Here is a 17,690-nt window from a genome sequence, read left to right on the forward strand (position 1 = left end):
GACCGGCCCCCTGCCGGCTGGCACCCTGTCGACAGGCACCGTCGCTGCCGGCGCATTCAACGGAGCAAGGAGGGCAGTCGACGAACCGTCGGCCCCGGCGGAATCGCCATATCCACAGGAGCTGGTGGCGAATACCACGGCCAAAGCCGTGGAACAGGCCAGCAAACAACGGAGACTGGAACGCACGACCGCCGCCATCCCACCTGTTCGGGCGGCCGACTCCAGTCGTTACCGCACTCTGTTCCCCGCCGCACCATTTCTTGCGCCGACGCCAACGCTAGCAGCAGCTGACACCGAACCCGGGGAGAGTTACACGACGCCCGGAACGACAGCTGCCGGACAGGTGTTTCGGAACCCGTATCGGCGATCCGAAAAAAGTATGATCGAACCGTTTTGACCAGGAGCTGGACGGCAAGAATCGATAAATAATTTGGCCGAAATATGACTGGTTAATGATTCTTGCGGCGACATGTCCGGCCACGCGCCGGTCAACCTGGGTGATCATGATTGATCTTGCTGTGATCAATGTCGCATATCCACGGACGCAGCCGTCGCCACCCAGGCTCCCGTACCCCGCGACCCGCCGCGCCGCCGGGCGACAGGCCGCCTGGCAACAGGCCACGGTTCCAGCCCGTCCAGCCGATCTTCGATCACGCGGCCCGGCCAGGCCCTAACCTCCAGAACGGAAGGCAGCTGTCGAACAGGTAACGACCGGTTGGAGCGGGAACACATGAGCGAGCAGGAGTACCGTATTGAGCACGATTCCATGGGCGAGGTGCGGGTACCGGCCACAGCCAGGTGGCGGGCACAGACCCAGCGTGCGGTTGAGAACTTCCCCGTCTCGGGCCAGCGGGTCTCCCCTGCCCACATAGCCGCGCTCGCGCAGATCAAGGCTGCCGCGGCCACCGCCAACGCGGCCCTCGGTGTCCTCGACGCGGAGACCGCGGCGGCGATCTCCGCAGCGGCCGCGGAGGTCGCCGCCGGGCGCTGGGACGACCACTTCCCGATCGACGTGTTCCAGACCGGCAGCGGGACGTCATCCAACATGAACACCAACGAGGTGCTGGCGACGCTGGCCACCGAGCGGCTGGGCCGGCCGGTGCACCCCAACGACCACGTCAACGCCTCACAGTCGTCCAACGACGTCTTCCCCTCGTCGATCCACGTCGCCGCGACCCAGGCAATCGTCCGCGACCTCGTGCCCGCGCTCGACCATCTGGCCACGTCGTTGGAACGCAAGAGCATCGAGTTCGCCGAAGTCGTCAAGTCCGGACGCACCCACCTGATGGACGCGACACCGGTGACCCTCGGGCAGGAGTTCGGCGGGTACGCGGCCGCGGTCCGCTACGGCGTGGAGCGCCTGCACAGCGCGTTGCCGCGGATCGGCGAACTGCCGCTGGGCGGCACCGCCGTGGGCACCGGCATCAACACCCCGCCGGGCTTCGCCGCGGCGGTCATCAAGCAGCTGGCCGCATCCACCGGCCTGCCCCTGTCGGAGGCACGCAACCACTTCGAGGCCCAGGCCTCCCGGGATGCCCTGGTCGAGGCCTCCGGCGTACTACGGGTGATCGCGCTGTCCCTCTACAAGATTGCCAACGACCTGCGGTGGGCTTCGTCGGGTCCACGCGCGGGACTCGGGGAGATCCGCCTGCCCGACCTCCAGCCAGGCTCCTCGATCATGCCCGGAAAAGTGAACCCGGTCATTCCCGAGGCGGTGTGCCAGGTTGTCGCGCAGGTCGTCGGCAACGACGCGGCCGTGGCCTTCGGTGGCTCCGCGGGCAACTTCGAGCTGAACGTGATGTTGCCCGTCATCGCGCGCAACCTGCTCGAGTCGATCCACATCCTGTCCACCATCACCCGTCTGTTCGCGGACCGCTGCGTCGACGGCATCGTCGCGGACGTCGAGCGCTGCCGGCGGTTCGCCGAGTCCTCACCGTCCATCGTGACGCCGCTCAACCGCTACCTGGGCTACGAAGAGGCCGCCAAGGTCGTCAAGCAGTCCCTGGCCGAGGAAAAGACAATCCGGGAGGTCGTCCTCGAACGCGGCTATGTGGCCGCCGGCACACTCACCGAGGAACAGCTGGACGCCGCGCTGGACGTCCTGTCAATGACTCACCCATAGGTTTCCGCGCGGGGCCTCCGCGTACACGGAAAACCACGATCGCGCGCTCCACGGCCCAACGGGCCCGAAAGCCCCGGGACCAATAGCGACGCCCCGGAGGGGATACGGCCGCACCGGTTTCCGGGCCGAAGCCTTTTTTCCGGGCCGGTCTCCCGGGCCTCCACACCAGTAAGATCATAACGGTTGGGAAGATGCCGGGGCGGTTCGCGGCCGAGAGCAGCGGGGGGCCGTGGAGAACCCCCCAGCAAGTCCCCACGACCCCCGCACCTGGTTCAACGACACGGCTCGACGGAGGTTACGGGCACTCGGAAAATTTTTTCGGCCGCGCCAGCCGGATCCGGTCACCCATGGCCACAGACCGCGTCCATGCCATCACGCAAATCCGGAAGTGCCACCGGCGGCTGCGACGTGCCACCAACGGCCGTGGAGGTGCACGGATGTGTGCGGAGAAGCGGAGGTAACAACCTGACGATTGAGGCGTCGCGAGCCTTCCGGCCGGATAGCCTCACAGCAATCAATTGTGGGGATTTCACCTGAGGAGGTGACGATGTACGACTACGACCTCCTCGTCATCGGATCAGGTCCAGGCGGGCAGAAAGCGGCTATCGCCGCCGCCAAACTGGACCGTCGGGTGGCGATCGTCGACCGCCGTGACATGGTCGGTGGAGTCTGTATCAATACCGGTACAATTCCTTCGAAAACGCTACGTGAGGCTGTGCTCTACCTCACCGGTATGACCCAACGGGAGATGTACGGGCAGAGCTACCGGCTCAAGGATGACATAACGGTCGGTGACCTGTCCTCACGCACACAGCACGTCATCGGGCGTGAGATCGACGTCATTCGCAGCCAGCTCAGCCGTAACCGGGTCACGCTGCTCATCGGTACGGCAAGCTTCATCGACGCGCATACCATCAGCATCAAGGGCACCGACGAGATCGACGAGCGGCGGGTCCACGCAGAAAAGATCATCATTGCGACCGGAACCCGGCCGGCCCGGCCAGGCACAGTCGACTTCGACGGCCGCACGGTGGTTGACAGCGATCAGATCCTGTCCCTGGACAAGATCCCCGGCTCGATGGTCGTCGTCGGCGCCGGTGTGATCGGTATCGAGTACGCGTCCATGTTCGCGGCGCTCGGTACGAAGGTGACAGTCGTCGAACGCAGGGACCGAATGCTCGACTTCTGCGACGTGGAGATAGTCGAAGCCCTCAAATACCACCTGCGCGACCTTGCCGTTACCTTCAGGTTCCGCGAGTCGGTGCTGTCGGTGGGACGCCACAACGGCGGGACGCTGACGTTGCTGGAAAGCGGCAAGAGGCTGCCCGCGGACACCGTCATGTACTCGGCCGGTCGCCAAGGGCTCACCACCGCGCTGAACCTCGCCAACGCGGGCCTGAGCGCCGACAACCGTGGCCGGATCAAGGTGGGGTCGGATTTCCGGACCGAGATAGATCACATCTTCGCGGTCGGAGATGTCATCGGTTTCCCCGCCCTGGCCGCGACATCCATGGAACAGGGCCGGCTCGCCGCCTACGCGGCCTGCGGCGAGGACGTCCACGTGATGCGGCACGACCTGATGCCCATCGGGATCTACACCATCCCCGAGATCTCCTATGTGGGCAGCACCGAGGACGAGCTCACTGAACGGGCTGTGCCCTTCGAGGTGGGAGTCGCCCGCTACCGGGAACTCGCTCGCGGCCAGATCGTCGGCGACTCCTACGGCATGCTGAAACTCCTGGTCAGCTCCGTCGACCGGAAGCTACTCGGCGTACACGTCTTCGGCACTGGCGCCACCGAGCTCGTCCACATCGGCCAGACGGTGATGGGCTGTGACGGCACGATCGACTACCTGGTCGACGCCGTGTTCAACTATCCGACCCTGGCCGAGTCCTACAAGGTGGCCGCGTTGGACGCGATGAACAAGATGCGCGCCATCGCCCGTTTCAGCGGCTGAGACGACGGGCCACCGCTCGCGCGGGCGGAATCTCGTCCGGGCCGGGTCGCACGTGTCCCTCAACGCAGGCGGCCAGCCGCGCTGACCGCGCCTCGGATCGAGGCTCCCCGGGCACCCCAGCCCCGAGCGATACAGATCAGCGGGGGACGCGCGCCCACCCGGATCGGGCGCTGCGGATTCGCAGCTTGTCACCCAGCGTCCCGGGGATTTCCTGAAGGAGCATCCACCGGTGATCTGAGATCTCCTCCGAACGCAGGCGCACGACCTTGTCTGGGACATGTAGCACAAAACGGATGTCATAGTGGATATGCGACGTTTCGTCCCGGCCGGGATCCGCCGGGACGACGTACGCATCAATATCCACCGGCCGGGCGGTGTCCGGGATCACGGTGTTCGCGGCGATTCCGGTCTCCTCCGCAAGCTGACGCAGGGCCGTACCGAACAGGGACTGGTCGGTTGCCTCGACATGCCCTCCGGGAAGCAGCCAGCGGGCCAGGCGCCGGTGGTGGATGTGCAGCACCCGCCAGTCGGCGGTGACCGCGACCGCGCCGCACGTGACATGCCCCGGCATCGTGGTGCGGTCCGTCACCGGCCTCGGCCCGCCCATAGCCGCCAGCACCAGCGGACCCACTGTCTCAAGTTCGCCCGGATTTTCCTCGAGGTAGTTGAGAACCACCCCAGCGACCGCATTGTTGCTCACTGCCACGGCTCATCACAGTACCGGCGAGAAGCCGATCCGGGATGAGCAAGGGCCTACCAGGCGCCGCTGTTCCCATCATGTTCATGAGTGCCGGCCCGGCCGCCGGACCCATCCCAGCCCAGCAGAACCCAGCGACGGCATACGTTTGCCCATGAGCCTGCTCAGCGTGAACCGACTGCCGGTCGCCGCACCCGCCGGCTCCCGTGTCGCCAGGCCGACACAGCTCCCTCCAGCCCTGAACGGAGCGCGCTGACGGGCCGCCGACAACCGTCCCGGCCTGTCAGCGGCGGCGCCTATGGTGTTGTGACCGATATTAGTGGTGAAAGACACACCAAAGCCAGGCAGCCGGAGGCGGTCACACAGCGGGTGTGCCGACAGCCCCGGCCCCATGAAGGGGGAGATCAGGTTGCGCCGTTGCGACGCTCTGGCACGTTCGGCCGAGTCCGGCCGGTACCGGATGGCGGCAGTGGCCACGGGCGCGGGCCTGGCCCTGCTGCTGGTGGGGGGATGCGGCGGATCATCCGGTTACGGCAACGCGACATCGTCGACGGCCTCCTCAGGCGCGCCGAGCTCGTTGCCGACAGCCCTGCCGACAGGGCTGCCGACGGCCCTGCCGACAGGGCTGCCCGGCGGTGAGCAGGTGACCAACGGCGCCGACGCCCTGAAGGAGCCAAACGTCCCAGCTGGCTTCCCGATCCCACCAGGCGCCAAGGTCAACGGTGGCACCTCCGGCAACAGCCAGTCCACAGTGGTGTTGACCGGCGTTTCCGACACGGCGGTGGCGAACTTCTACCGCACGGCGCTGTCAGCCGCCGGCTACACCATCACCAGCGACAATCAGATACCCGGGTTGGCAACGGCCATCGGATTCCGCGGCCATGGCGTGACCGGCAACATCGATACGGCCGGTGTCGGGACATCCAATGGCGCGATTCTCACCTTCCGTAAGCAATAGGGACGGCCGGGGGCGGGTCTGATCCCTGCTGAGCCAGCCCCCACCGCCGGTCACGCAACAACCAACAATACTCAGACAAAATAATCACATATATCAACACCAGGTGTCAGTAGCACATCAGCCAGCCGCTTGGCGGACGCGACGGCAGGTCACGCCTGTTCGGCCCAAAGAACAACGATCATCAATCGTCCTGCGACCGAAGGCCGCACGGGGATCCGGCTCCGCGACAATTTGACTTCACGGCGACAGCAGGGCACATTACCTTATAGCCCAAATCGGGCTATAAATTGCTAAAAGGTGGCTGATGCTGGTAAGCTGCCGAGCAGCGTGTGTCGTGCTGTCACGACCCGCTACCAGTTCCGCTCGGTGCGTTCTCCAGCTGACTCCAGCGTCACTGGACACCGTCGGAGTACGCCGGATGACTAACCCCGCCAAGCAGCGCAGGTACCGCTCGCCGCTGCGCACCGAACAGGCCCGCCAGACCCGGCTGCGTATCCTCGAAGCGGCCAGAGAGCTCTTCCACACGCAGGGCTACGCGACAACAACGATCAATACGATCAGCAAAACGGCCGGCGTCTCGCCCGACACCGTCTACGACACCTTCCGGTCCAAGCGTGGGCTGCTCAAGGAGCTGCTGGGCATCAGCGACGCGCCGGGCGGAGATGGGGATGGGGACCGGCAGCGCCCGACACCCACAACACCGGGACCATACGCGATCAGCCAAGAAACCGATCAACGGCGGCAGATCGCGATGCTGGCTGCGGACACCTCCCATCAGCTCGAACGCCTGCGGCCCCTCGATGACATCCTGCGCGACGCGGCGGTGACCGACCGGGAGATGGCCGCCCTTCAGCACGACCAGCGGCTGGGCCAGCGGCGGCAGATGACGGCGGTGGCTCGCTGGATCTCAGAACGCGGGCCGCTGCGTGACGAGATGCCAGTCGATCAGGCGGCCGCGGTCATCTGGACGCTCACCACTCCCGAAGTTCACCACATGCTGCGTGTGATCTGGCAGTGGAGCGCGGAACAGTACGAGGCCTGGCTGGGCCGGACCCTCACGGACACGCTGCTCCCCCGGCCGCGCTAGTGGTAGCCGCCCATCACTGAGCAGGCCTGGTTGGCTACGCCGTGTTTCGGAAGTCGCCGTTCGATCAGCGGGCCGCGTCCAGGCGGCTCCTGGCAAGGCCGCGGGCCACACCGACCAGCGCCGGCATGGCGCTGGCGCTACTCCCGGCTGACGAACCGTGGGTGACCGGATGAGACGGCTGGGCAAAAGGGCGGAGCTGGACCGCGGATCAGTAGACGATCGACCGGATCAATAGACCACAGCCGCCGCCACCCCTCAGGTGGCAGGCGACGACGTGCCCGTACCAGCAATCGCGACCTTGGCCAGACGGTGGGCCAGCCGGGCGACGAACAGCCTCACGCCGACGACGACCACAGCGCCCGTCCCGGGTATAAGCGGCACAAAACTGCCCTGCCAGACAATCTGTGTACCACCGCTGTCCAGCGGAGACAGATCGACCGTCCCCAGGTAGTCCCGGACTGGCAACGCCGAACGCATCCGGTAGGCATGCCGCTGGCCGGGCACATACTCGACGATCTCCTCCCGGACATACAGCGGTGGCCGACCGAGCCGGCGTATCGCCCCCACCCCACCCGGCGCGGGCATACCTTCCCGCTCCCAACGGGACCGGGACACGAGCGGACCCGCCCACCGTGACCAGCCCTCACCGTCCGCCAGCAGATCGAACACCACCGACGGTGACGCCCCCGATGTCTCGGTCACCACGAAAACACGGCGCCGGCTGCTCATGACCCCACCACGACCGGCCCGCGCCCAGGTCCCACGAGGTCGACCTGGATCGCCGGGGACAGCGGCAGCAACATCGATCTCATGCCCTTACTCTTCAGCAACCACGCACACATCGCAAGAATCCCCGACACGGCTGTCGAACGATCATCGTCCCCGCGGGGCCTGAGCACTCGCCGGTGAACCTTCGGGTGCGCACCGGCTCAGGGTGGGCGGCTACCGGGTGGTCCACCACGTCGAGGATGCCCGGCTCGCCGTCGCGCTGGTCCGGGTAGCGCACCGCAGAACTCGACCAGCGCTACTTCCGCGCAATACGTCCACTCGGCAGCCACAAGACGTTCCGTGTCCTGCCGAACGACCGGTGATGGCGCTGGTGGTGCATGAATGGCGTCCGCCGTCACCGCGTGGCAGCGGCCACGTGCCGGGGAAGCAGCTGCCCAGCCAGCACATGATGCTCTACCATCCGAGATGGAGCCTCCCAAGAGAACCGACTGCACGGGAGGACACATGGAGATCTACGGTGTCATCGTCCCGGACCCTCACGAGTGGGTCGACGAACCGGACCCTGTCACTCAGCGGGCGATTGACGAGGCGCGCGAGGATCTCGCTGCAGGACGGTCGGTCATCTGTACCAGCTATGCCGCGTTCGACGCCCTGCTCGACGTACTGTCCGCAGACTCCTACCCACAGGCGAGCTGACCTCTCGGCGGGGTACTCACCCTTCACTACTATTGTCGTGACCGTGCCCACTTTTGAGCCGGTTGCCCGCTTTCTCGCGGAGTTCCATCGGCTCTCCCCCGCGCAGCAAGCCGCGTTCCGGCACGCTGTTGCGCTGTTTCGTGATGGGCTGACGTCGGGCTCGTTTCATCCGAAGCTGCGAGTGAATAGGGACATCTTCGAGCGGTAAAAGCGACGATGCCCCCCGATCGGGCCAGCCAATAATCTATCGCCCGAGACGGCCTTGGAGCCGCTCACGTAACTGGCCAGACCATAGAGATCGTTAATCTTCAGGGGAGATTGGCGAGTCGGCGTTGCAGGTTGGCATGACGGAACTCCCACACCGCGCCGGCCCGTCGCAGGACTCCCCGCTCGTGGGCGTCCGCGAGGAAGGCCATCAGACGGAGGGGCTGGTGGCCGCGCCAGGCCAGCCATAGACGGGCAAGACCCAAGCGCCCCCAGGCCGAGAAAAGCCCGACCATACCCACGAAGCCAAACGCGAGTCCATATATGTACTCCACGGAGCCAGACTTCACAAGCCCGGAGCCGAACTTCACCCTGACCCCAAGTCCGAGCGCGACTCCAATCATGAATATGCCCACGAGACTGAGTACGAGCACACTTACGCGATCCCGAACCAGGACAGCCCGGGGGTCGACTGCTTGTCCTGTATCCGCAGTTTCATTGATTTCGCCCACGAGTTCGAACATGACTACGAGCGCGACCAGGACGCCACATGCTGGCCCGGATATAAGAATTTCCTTGGATGAGTCTGTAAACCTGCCCACGAAAACGATCACGAACCCGAACACGAATCCGCCCGCCAGATTGATCATAAGCCCGAAAAACCGTGGCCGCCGCAAGAAGATTCGCCTCGGGGAAGGATTGTCCGACCCACTAGCTCCGAGTCCGCTCAGAGCGCCAAACACGAGCCCGAATGGGGAGCTAGACGTGAGCCCGGCCATGAGCCCAAATGCGGGTCCGCCCACGAGAGCCCAGAGAGCGCGTGGTACGGCGCGCTGGAGCTCCCACCAGGCGAGGCTGGTGGTGTGCAGGCGGTGTTCGAGGTGGCGGGCGAGGAAGACCAGATAAGGGGTGGCCTGATCGGCGGTCCACCGATTCCGATCGTCGGGGTGGGGCCGATAGGCAGCGGGATGAACCCATCGAACAGGTACTCCTCGACGGCAGTGCGAGTGGGAAATACGGTGGTGTCGCATAGGTCGGCGGGGTTGGGTAAACCGACGGCGGACTCACCGGACCGAGGGTTGTAGATGGTGCGAGCGAGGCTGGCCATCAGCGGTGTGGACAGCGCTTGGGCTGCCGGTGGTGCCGGCACGGCTGTCAGCGCAGCTATGACCGGCGTCCAGCGGGCATCCCCCAGACTGCCGGCTGTGGCAGTGAGATAGCCGGCTACCGTGTCCGGTTGCAGGGGGCGCAGCTCAATGGCCGTGGCCGCTTCCAGGTGCACCAACTGACCGGGAGTGGGGCGGATCGCGTGGCGGAACTCCGTCTTCCGGCAGCTCAGAATCAGGCCCCTACCGGCTGGCACCGTCATGTTGATCGCACGGATGGCCTCGGCTCGCCTGCTGACGTGGATCTCATCCAACCCGTCCAGAATCGGTATGATCATCCCAGCATCCAGCAACGCTCTGGCCAGGCTGGCCCCGGAAGCCATCCGCGACTTCAGCCACGGATAGTCCCGTATGATTCCTTTTTCCAGCCAACCGTCCAGGCTGTGTTTGCCGGGGTCGAACGAGGTCAGAGGTATCAGCAGTGGCACCGGCCCGCCCTCGGTCTTACGACGTTTCAACAGGTCCAGGACCAGGCCAACCAGCAGCATGGTTTTGCCTGACCCGGGTTCCCCGAGCACGACCAGTCTGCGGGTCGGGACCTGCTCCCAGGTCTGCCGTAGCTGCCCGCCCGCGCCGGTGAGCGCCTGCGGGCCGGCCGCTGCCTGGGGAAATGACTGCCAGCCGCAGCCCGCCCGCGCCAGAGTCTGTAGGTACGACCAGGATTGACTCAGCGCCCCGTCCGCCGGTATCCAGGACACCTCCAGCGGGGGCTGATTGAGACCACGCTTTGATGCCTCCACCGACCAGCTACGCCCCACTTGGTCGGCCAGCCGGTCAGCCGAGTCCACTACTGCGGTATTCCCGGCCCGCTCCCCCTTGCGGTCCGCGATGAACGCCGCAGCAGCCAGCACCAACGCAGCGATACCCAGCAGCGTTGCCCCGGGACCCTCATGCTTCTGTACTGCCACGACCGCAGCCACGACCGCCACGACCGCCACCGTCAGCCATAGCGCCGTCCCCCTACGCCCACGCATAGCCGGTAACTTTGCCATGAACCGTTACAGATCATGCAAGCGTGTCGAGCACCCAACCCAACGTGGCTCACACGGACGCGTATCCGTCGAGGGCTCCCAAGAACCGGCCAACGTCACCAGTGCCCAAACCCAGCATGCGGAAAGGGTGGAGCACCGCGCACAGGAGGTGCGGACAGTCGTCCAGATCGTAGGCTGGCCTACCAGACTCGGCAGGCCAGCCTACGACCAACACACGACGCAGTCCCTGTCGCCACCCGGCGGCAGAGACGTTTCCCGTCCGGGTTCGGTGCCAACATCTAGCGGGTTCCGGGCGGGTGACGTGTGACCTATGCGCGGTACGTCCGACGAACCTCAATCAGCCAACTACCCCGGGTGGGGTGCGCGCGTACTACGCGCATGCGTGTGGTGGGCGGAGTGGAACGCCTGGCAGATCGAACTACGGTACTGTTCTGGTCATGCGTTTGCTCGTATTGGTCCGTTTGTGATCTTGGCTGGATTGGGGCAGGAGGAGGCCGGCATGGAGAAGTCTGAGTTGCCGCCGATCCTCGCCGATGCCGAGGAGATCGACCCCACCTCCGACGACGAAGCCGCCTTCGCCGAGTGCGATGCGAACATCGCCACGGGTCACTTCGTGAGCTTCTCCTCTGACGAGGAGCTGGAGTCGTTCCTCGACGAGCTGGCCGCTCGCCCACAAGCCAGCTGATGATGACGTGCCGGGCGTACACGTTATCGTCTCCGTGTGCCTACCTTCCACATCGATGACCGCTTCCGGGCGGAATGGGCACGGCTACGCCCCGACCAGCAGGCCGCCTTCCACGTCGCACGCCGTCGGCTGCTGGCGGCACTCCTTGCCGGTGAGCGCCTAGGTCCACGCCTCGGTGTAAAGCGCTTCCACAGAATCCCGGGTGCGTTCGAGCTGCGCTGGGCCGCAGACGGCCGAGCGCTGTGGAAGTACGGAGACATCATCCCGGGGAAGCCGGGACCACACATCATCTGGTTGAGCATCGGCACGCACGATATCTACAAGCGGTAAGCGAGCTCTCCCACGGATGTCGGCCGTCGCTGCGACGAGACGGGTATGGCGGGGTTGTCCGGGATGCGGACGGTGAGATTCTTCGTGGCTCCGCATCGGCACCCACGACATCTTCGAGCGGTAACGCGGCCGGGTACGGCCGTGCCGTGCCCGCATCAGGCATTGACCGGCACGGCCCCAGCACCGATCGCGATGTCAGTGGAGTGCATCTGGGGTGAACGCGTCCGACGACAGCGGTTACGGCTCAGCCCGCGTCGGGCGAGGCCACACCGACCGGACAAGACTGCCCTGTGCCGCCAAGGCCACAGTAGCCGTTCGGGTTCTTGCTGTCCGACAGGTACTGCTGGTGGTAATCCTCGGCGAAGTAGAACGGGCCAGCCGGGGCAATCTCGGTAGTGATCGGACCGAAACCGCTCCTGGTCAGGACAGCCTGGAAAGCGTCCCGGCTGCGCTCCGCCGCGGCCCGCTGCTCGTCGGAGTGGGTGTAAATCGCCGAGCGGTACTGGGTGCCGACGTCGTTGCCCTGACGCATGCCCTGGGTCGGGTCATGCGCCTCCCAGAAGACCTTCAACAGGTCCTCGTAGCTCACCGCGGCCGGATCGAACACGACCTGAACAGCCTCGGTATGACCAGTGAGCCCGGAGCAGGTCTCCTCGTACGTCGGGTTCGGGGTGATCCCGCCCGCGTACCCGACCGCGGTGGAATACACCCCGGGCGTCTGCCAGAACTTCCGCTCCGCGCCCCAGAAGCAGCCGAGCCCGAACACCGCGATCTGGAAACCCGCGGGGAAAGGGCCCCGCAACGGGGTACCGAGGACCGCGTGTCGGTCCGGTACCGCGAAGGCCGCCTGCGAGCGGCCGGGCAGCGCCCGCTCCGCCGTTGGCAGAGCCGGCTTGTGACGAGCGAAGAGCATGTGCGAACACCTCCAGGACGTGTCCACGGTGTCAACCGCGGCCGTCCCCGATACGTTCCCGGGCGCCCCGGTCGACAACCGCCGCGGCCATGGGTGCCCGACCGGCCGCGCTGCCGGTCGGGCACCCATGCCGCCGTTGGCGGACTACCGGACCGAGCTACAGAACAAGGTCCTCCAACATGGTCGTGACCAGTGCGGCGATCGGCGATCGCTCCGAACGGGTGAGGGTGACATGCGCGAACAGCGGATGTCCCTTGAGAGTTTCAATCACGGAGGCAACTCCGTCATGCCGGCCAACCCGCAGGTTGTCACGCTGTGCAACATCATGTGTAAGTACCACGCGCGATCCCTGGCCCAGTCGCGACAGTACGGTCAGCAGCACCCCGCGCTCGAGCGACTGGGCTTCATCCACGATGACGAACGCATCGTGCAATGACCGGCCACGGATGTGCGTGAGCGGCAGCACCTCAAGCATCCCACGGTCGGCGATCTCCTCGATGACCTCCTGGGAGACCAGCGCACCGAGCGTGTCGAAGACGGCCTGCGCCCAGGGCGCCATCTTCTCGTTCTCGCTGCCCGGCAGATAGCCGAGGTCCTGACCACCAACGGCGTACAACGGACGGAACACCACAACCCGGCGGTGCAGCCGTCGTTCCATCACCGCCTCCAGGCCCGCGCACAGCGCCAACGCGGACTTCCCGGTGCCGGCCCGCCCACCGAGAGAGATGATCCCAACGTCGGGATCGAGCAGCAGGTCCAGCGCGACACGTTGTTCCGCGGAACGTCCGTGCAGGCCGAAGGCCTCCCGGTCACCCCGGACGAGGCACACCTTCTTGTCCGCTGTCACACGTCCGAGCGCCGAGGCGCTGCCGCCGGCGGCGGTGAGCACCAGACCGGTGTGGCAGGGCAGCCCGGCCGCCTCGGTTATCTCGACAGTCTCACGGGCGTAGAGCCGATCCAGGTCATCCTGGGAGACTGCGAGCTCGGCCATGCCGCTCCAGCCCGAGTCCACCGGGCTCTGCGCCCGGTACTCCTCGGCCGAGAGCCCCACCGCGGACGCCTTTACCCGCAGCGGCAGATCTTTTGTGACAAGAACTACCTCGTCGCCCTCCCGAGCAAGATTGAGCGCTACCGCAAGAATGCGCGAGTCATTGTCATCCACCCGAAACCCTGGCGGGAGCACAGCCGGGTCACTGTGGTTTAGCTCAACCCGCAGAGTTCCACCGTCATCCAACGGCAACGCCTGATCCAGCCGACCATGGCGGATTCGTAGGTCGTCAAGCAAACGAAGGGCTTCACGGGCGAACCAACCCAGTTCGGGATGGTTCCGCTTACCTTCCAGCTCCCCTACGACAACCAGCGGAAGCACAACATTGTGCTCCGCGAACCGCAGCAGCGCACCAGGATCAGACAAGAGCACGCTTGTGTCGACGACATGCGTTCGTGGCACACGCCCACCCGCTTACTCGGAGGAAGTCCGGGACCAAGCCCCACAGGGGGCCGGGTACCGGCCTCCTGGCGTTGTCGCGAATGCGGCACCGAGGGGCCTCCCGAGTGGTCCAGCCCAGTGCCGGACCACAACTTGAGCCAGCTGGATCCACCCGACGGATCGTCCTTCGGTAACGTCCGCCAGCGGAACCCAGGGTCACACGCTAGCTCCCCCGCCTCGAAAAGGCGACCATTTTCGCACAACACACTCGGCGACGGTCACCGACCATATAGTGATGCCGCGCGAAACCGCCTGTGCCCCAGACACAACAGGTTGATCGCCTAATCCGGATCGAGCGGCCTTGGACAACGATGTGGCCCGCCGTTCATATGAACGTCACCACCGGATCGGCCGGCGAGTGGCGGGCAAGACAGGGCCCCGACCAGAACGACAGCGGTCGAAGCCGCGCTCATGGCGCATAGCGGACGCCGATCCGGCCGGTAGCACCGTGCCCCGCAGGCTGACCGCGGGAATCCACCGTAATCACGAAAAACCGTCATGAAAACACCGGCAGACACAGCGTGGTAATGACCACTACGACATCCCGTCCAGAGCCATCCGAGCCCAACAGCATCCGAGTGCGCGAAAACCATAATCACGCACTCTTCAGCCGGGCACGACCATAATGGCCGCCGAGTGCGCAAAAACTCATGATCACGCACTCTTCGGCCGGACGGCGAGTGGTCGTCAGTCCTTCAGGCGGGCGACCAAGGCCTCCTGCTCGGCCCACAACTCGGCGGGAAGCCCGTCCCCGAAGGTCCGGTAGTGCTCTGGAATCAGCTCCGCTTCCCGCTTCCAGACCTCGGTGTCAAGGGTGAGCAACTCGGCGAGCTCCTCAGGCGCGACGTCGAGGCCTTCCGTGGGCAGCGCCTCGGCGGTGGGCTGGATGCCCAGCGGGCTCTCCACCCCATCGGCCTGGCCTTCGAGCCGCCCGACAACCCAGGCCAGGACCCGGCTGTTCTCGCCGTAGCCCGGCCACATGAACCGGCCCTGCGCGTTCTTGCGGAACCAGTTGACATAGTAGATCCGCGGCAGTTTCTCCGGATCGGCCTTGCGACCTATCGCCAGCCAGTGCGCGAAGTAGTCCGCCATGTTGTAGCCACAGAACGGCAGCATCGCGAACGGGTCACGCCGCAGCTTGCCGATCGCTCCGGCCTGGGCCGCGGTTGTCTCGGACGCGACGATCGAGCCGAAGAACACCCCGCGCTGCCAGGTCGGCGCCTCGGTCACCAGGGGAACCGCGGTCGCTCGACGCCCCCCGAACAGGATGGCCGAAATGGGGACGCCCTTCGGGTCCTGCCACTCCGCCGCGATCGTCGGGCACTGGCTCGCGGGCACCGTGAAGCGGGCGTTGGGGTGGGCGGCCGGCTCGGTGGCCTCCGGCGTCCAGTCACGCCCCTTCCAGTCGATGAGGTGCGCGGGCTTGTCCCTGGTCAGCCCCTCCCACCAGACGTCCCCGTCGTCAGTGCGGGCGACGTTGGTGAAGACCGTGTTCCCCCACAGGGTCTCGATGGCGTTCGGGTTGGTCTCGATACCCGTACCCGGTGCCACGCCGAAGAAGCCGGCCTCCGGGTTCACCGCGTACAGCCGGCCGTCATCCCCAAAACGCATCCAGGCGATGTCGTCACCGACAGTCTCGGCCTGCCAGCCTGGCAACGTCGGAATGATCATTGCGAGATTGGTCTTGCCGCAGGCCGACGGGAAGGCCGCCGCGATGAAGTGCACCCGGCCCGTCGGCGACGTCAACTTGAGAATAAGCATGTGCTCGGCCAGCCAGCCCTCGTCGCGGGCCATTACCGAGGCGATCCGCAACGCATAGCACTTCTTGCCCAGCAGGGCGTTCCCACCATAACCGGATCCAAACGACCAGATCTCCCGGGTCTCCGGAAAGTGCGTGATGTACTTCGTCGGGTTGCACGGCCACGGGACATCGGCCTGGCCCGGCTCGAGCGGCGCGCCCAACGAGTGCACACACGGGACAAAGAACCCGTCCGTACCCAGCTGCTCGAGAGCGGGAGCGCCCATTCGTGTCATCATCCGCATTGACGCGACAACATACGGCGAGTCGGTGATTTCAACACCAAGAGCGGAAATTCGTGAGCCCAGCGGGCCCATGCAAAAGGGCACGACATACATCGTGCGCCCGCGCATACTGCCCGCAAAAAGACCGCGCAGCTTTGCCCTCATCTCATCCGGGTCGATCCAGTTGTTGGTCGGTCCGGCATCCGCAGGATCGCGCGAGCAGATGTAGGTACGGTCCTCGACTCGGGCAACGTCGGTGGGATCGGAAGCCGCGAAAAAACTACCTGGACGCTTCTCCTCGTCCAATGGCACAAAAGTGCCCTTGTCGACCAGCAATCGCGCGATTTCCGCGTACTCCGCGTCAGAACCGTCACACCACTGGATGCGTTCCGGTCGGGCGAGTTCGGCGATCTCGCGTACCCAGGCAATCAGCCCGGCATGCCTGGTCGGGGCAGCGTCCAGCCCCGGAATCTGCGCCGCGGTCGTCACAGCTCCCACCTCCGCTTGAGTTGAGCCCACCACAGCCTCGCCGTGTCGCCATACGTCCCTGCCATGGCAGGCCCACTCGTGCCCGGGATCGCGGAACGCATGCGTAGTGAACCCGCAACAACGTGCCGACACCCCACTGTGCACTACATAGCGAGTCCACCACGGCTTGGGCGATTCGAGGCCGGGTACAGGATCTTTTGACTCTACCGTGGGAGCTTCTGACAGTCGCGCGGTCGAAGCGCCTCGCAGCGGGGCAGATCTGTCACGCTGCGAAACCGGATGCGGACGGCAACATTCACGGCGGGTAGTGCGGCGGGTAGTAAGGAGAGCTGACGCAAGATACGGTCACCACGTGACCACAACGGTACCCGGACATGACTTCGGCAAGCATCCCCATGACCTGGTACGACCACGGATGCGCGGCTGGCTGCACGCTGGCGCGTTCCCGGTCAGCGTGGCACTCGGTGTAATCGCGGTGGCCTTGGCCGGCACGTTCCGCGCGCGCCTGGCCGTCGGTATTTATGCGCTGAGCATCGCCCTTCTGTTCGGCACCAGCGCGCTTTACCATCGAAAAATGTGGGCAACGTCACGCGCCCGCTCACTGATGAAGCGGCTCGATCATTCAATGATCTTTGTTTTCATCGCCGGGACGTATACACCGCTGACCTTGCTGTCGCTGCCACCGAAGACCGCGCGGACCATACTCACGATCGTCTGGGGCGGCGCTGCGGTCGGGATCGGGCTGCGGATGCTCTGGCTGCACTCACCCCGTTTCCTGATGGTCCCGCTGTACATCGCCCTGGGCTGGGTGGCGGTCTTCGTCATACCTCAGCTGCTGCGCACCGCGGGCGTGACAACGCTGGTCCTGATCATTGTCGGCGGCGTCCTCTACAGCATCGGGGCGTTCGTCTACGCGGCCCAACGCCCGAACCCGGCCCCGGGAACGTTCGGGTACCACGAAGTTTTCCACGCCTTCACAATCGTCGCGGCGGCGTGCCACTACATTGCCGTCATCTTCGCCATTTATGCGACATGACCTGATGCCGGTGACCGGCGCACGGCCGGCACCGGTCACCAGAAGGCCAAACTCCATAACCGGGGAGAACACCCACACGCCAACGGACGACGCTCCCCTCGGCGACCGCTAAGTGGTC

At 65.5% G+C, this 17,690-nt stretch carries 15 protein-coding genes; 8 read left to right on the plus strand and 7 right to left on the minus strand.

What is annotated here, in order from left to right:
* Positions 1-730: 730 nt before the first annotated feature.
* Complete coding sequence (locus MJ797_RS10275; RefSeq protein ID WP_239334084.1) at positions 731-2,122, plus strand: aspartate ammonia-lyase; 1,392 nt, start codon at positions 731-733, stop codon at positions 2,120-2,122.
* Between the two features lie 547 nt (positions 2,123-2,669).
* Positions 2,670-4,079, plus strand: a complete 1,410-nt coding sequence (sthA, locus tag MJ797_RS10280) for a Si-specific NAD(P)(+) transhydrogenase (RefSeq protein ID WP_239313912.1) — start codon at positions 2,670-2,672, stop codon at positions 4,077-4,079.
* Between the two features lie 136 nt (positions 4,080-4,215).
* Here sthA and MJ797_RS10285 read toward each other — a convergent pair whose 3' ends face one another.
* Complete coding sequence (locus MJ797_RS10285) at positions 4,216-4,779, minus strand: NUDIX hydrolase (RefSeq protein ID WP_239334085.1); 564 nt, start codon at positions 4,777-4,779, stop codon at positions 4,216-4,218.
* 406 nt (positions 4,780-5,185) lie between these two features.
* Here MJ797_RS10285 and MJ797_RS10290 point away from each other — a divergent pair, with 406 nt between their 5' ends.
* The gene (locus MJ797_RS10290; protein ID WP_239334086.1) at positions 5,186-5,734 is read left to right on the plus strand and encodes a hypothetical protein; all 549 of its coding nucleotides are present in this window, start codon (positions 5,186-5,188) and stop codon (positions 5,732-5,734) included.
* A 418-nt stretch (positions 5,735-6,152) separates the two neighbouring features.
* Positions 6,153-6,821, plus strand: coding sequence for a TetR/AcrR family transcriptional regulator (locus MJ797_RS10295; protein ID WP_239334087.1), 669 nt, complete (start codon positions 6,153-6,155; stop codon positions 6,819-6,821).
* A gap of 255 nt (positions 6,822-7,076) precedes the next feature.
* Here MJ797_RS10295 and MJ797_RS10300 read toward each other — a convergent pair whose 3' ends face one another.
* A complete protein-coding gene (locus MJ797_RS10300) occupies positions 7,077-7,550 on the minus strand; it encodes an SRPBCC family protein (RefSeq protein WP_239334088.1) in 474 nt (157 codons plus the stop codon).
* 504 nt (positions 7,551-8,054) lie between these two features.
* On the opposite strand from MJ797_RS10300, the gene MJ797_RS10305 reads away from it, so the two are divergent.
* Positions 8,055-8,246 carry a hypothetical protein gene (locus MJ797_RS10305; protein ID WP_239334090.1) on the plus strand — a complete coding sequence of 64 codons (192 nt, stop codon included), beginning with the start codon at positions 8,055-8,057 and terminating at the stop codon, positions 8,244-8,246.
* 308 nt (positions 8,247-8,554) lie between these two features.
* On the opposite strand, the gene MJ797_RS10310 is transcribed toward MJ797_RS10305, so the two are convergent.
* Positions 8,555-9,100, minus strand: a complete 546-nt coding sequence (locus tag MJ797_RS10310; RefSeq protein WP_239334092.1) for a hypothetical protein — start codon at positions 9,098-9,100, stop codon at positions 8,555-8,557.
* Between the two features lie 77 nt (positions 9,101-9,177).
* Positions 9,178-10,545, minus strand: a complete 1,368-nt coding sequence (locus MJ797_RS10315; protein ID WP_239334094.1) for an NACHT domain-containing NTPase — start codon at positions 10,543-10,545, stop codon at positions 9,178-9,180.
* A 562-nt stretch (positions 10,546-11,107) separates the two neighbouring features.
* Here MJ797_RS10315 and MJ797_RS10320 point away from each other — a divergent pair.
* Together MJ797_RS10320 and MJ797_RS10325 are read left to right on the plus strand one after the other, a co-directional pair.
* Positions 11,108-11,293: a hypothetical protein gene (locus tag MJ797_RS10320; RefSeq protein WP_239334096.1), complete on the plus strand. Its 186-nt coding sequence runs from the start codon at positions 11,108-11,110 to the stop codon at positions 11,291-11,293.
* Between the two features lie 36 nt (positions 11,294-11,329).
* Entirely contained in the window at positions 11,330-11,623 is a 294-nt protein-coding gene (locus tag MJ797_RS10325) for a hypothetical protein (RefSeq protein ID WP_239334097.1), read from the plus strand.
* Between the two features lie 244 nt (positions 11,624-11,867).
* On the opposite strand, the gene msrA is transcribed toward MJ797_RS10325, so the two are convergent.
* The 3 genes from msrA to MJ797_RS10340 all read right to left on the minus strand — a co-directional run bounded on the left by msrA (position 11,868) and on the right by MJ797_RS10340 (position 16,536).
* Positions 11,868-12,536: a peptide-methionine (S)-S-oxide reductase MsrA gene (gene msrA / locus MJ797_RS10330; protein WP_239334099.1), complete on the minus strand. Its 669-nt coding sequence runs from the start codon at positions 12,534-12,536 to the stop codon at positions 11,868-11,870.
* A 157-nt stretch (positions 12,537-12,693) separates the two neighbouring features.
* The gene (locus MJ797_RS10335) at positions 12,694-13,986 is read right to left on the minus strand and encodes a PhoH family protein (RefSeq protein ID WP_239334100.1); all 1,293 of its coding nucleotides are present in this window, start codon (positions 13,984-13,986) and stop codon (positions 12,694-12,696) included.
* 726 nt (positions 13,987-14,712) lie between these two features.
* A complete protein-coding gene (locus MJ797_RS10340; RefSeq protein ID WP_239334101.1) occupies positions 14,713-16,536 on the minus strand; it encodes a phosphoenolpyruvate carboxykinase (GTP) in 1,824 nt (607 codons plus the stop codon).
* 415 nt (positions 16,537-16,951) lie between these two features.
* Between MJ797_RS10340 and MJ797_RS10345 the strand changes: the two genes are divergently transcribed.
* Positions 16,952-17,572, plus strand: coding sequence for a hemolysin III family protein (locus MJ797_RS10345; protein WP_374581923.1), 621 nt, complete (start codon positions 16,952-16,954; stop codon positions 17,570-17,572).
* The last annotated feature ends 118 nt before the right edge of the window (positions 17,573-17,690 follow it).

Origin of the sequence: Protofrankia sp. CiP3, assembly GCF_917627345.1 — a bacterium.
GTDB lineage: Bacteria > Actinomycetota > Actinomycetes > Frankiales > Frankiaceae > Protofrankia.

What these genes read in the sequence shown, in the direction of transcription:
- MJ797_RS10275 (WP_239334084.1), top strand. Translation starts at nt 731, where the DNA reads ATGAGCGAGCAGGAGTACCGTATTGAGCACGATTCCATGGGCGAGGTG.
- sthA (WP_239313912.1), top strand. Translation starts at nt 2,670, where the DNA reads ATGTACGACTACGACCTCCTCGTCATCGGATCAGGTCCAGGCGGGCAG.
- MJ797_RS10295 (WP_239334087.1), top strand. Translation starts at nt 6,153, where the DNA reads ATGACTAACCCCGCCAAGCAGCGCAGGTACCGCTCGCCGCTGCGCACC.
- MJ797_RS10300 (WP_239334088.1), bottom strand. Translation starts at nt 7,550, where the DNA reads ATGAGCAGCCGGCGCCGTGTTTTCGTGGTGACCGAGACATCGGGGGCG.
- MJ797_RS10305 (WP_239334090.1), top strand. Translation starts at nt 8,055, where the DNA reads ATGGAGATCTACGGTGTCATCGTCCCGGACCCTCACGAGTGGGTCGAC.
- MJ797_RS10310 (WP_239334092.1), bottom strand. Translation starts at nt 9,100, where the DNA reads ATGATCAATCTGGCGGGCGGATTCGTGTTCGGGTTCGTGATCGTTTTC.
- MJ797_RS10320 (WP_239334096.1), top strand. Translation starts at nt 11,108, where the DNA reads ATGGAGAAGTCTGAGTTGCCGCCGATCCTCGCCGATGCCGAGGAGATC.
- msrA (WP_239334099.1), bottom strand. Translation starts at nt 12,536, where the DNA reads ATGCTCTTCGCTCGTCACAAGCCGGCTCTGCCAACGGCGGAGCGGGCG.
- MJ797_RS10345 (WP_374581923.1), top strand. Translation starts at nt 16,952, where the DNA reads ATGCGCGGCTGGCTGCACGCTGGCGCGTTCCCGGTCAGCGTGGCACTC.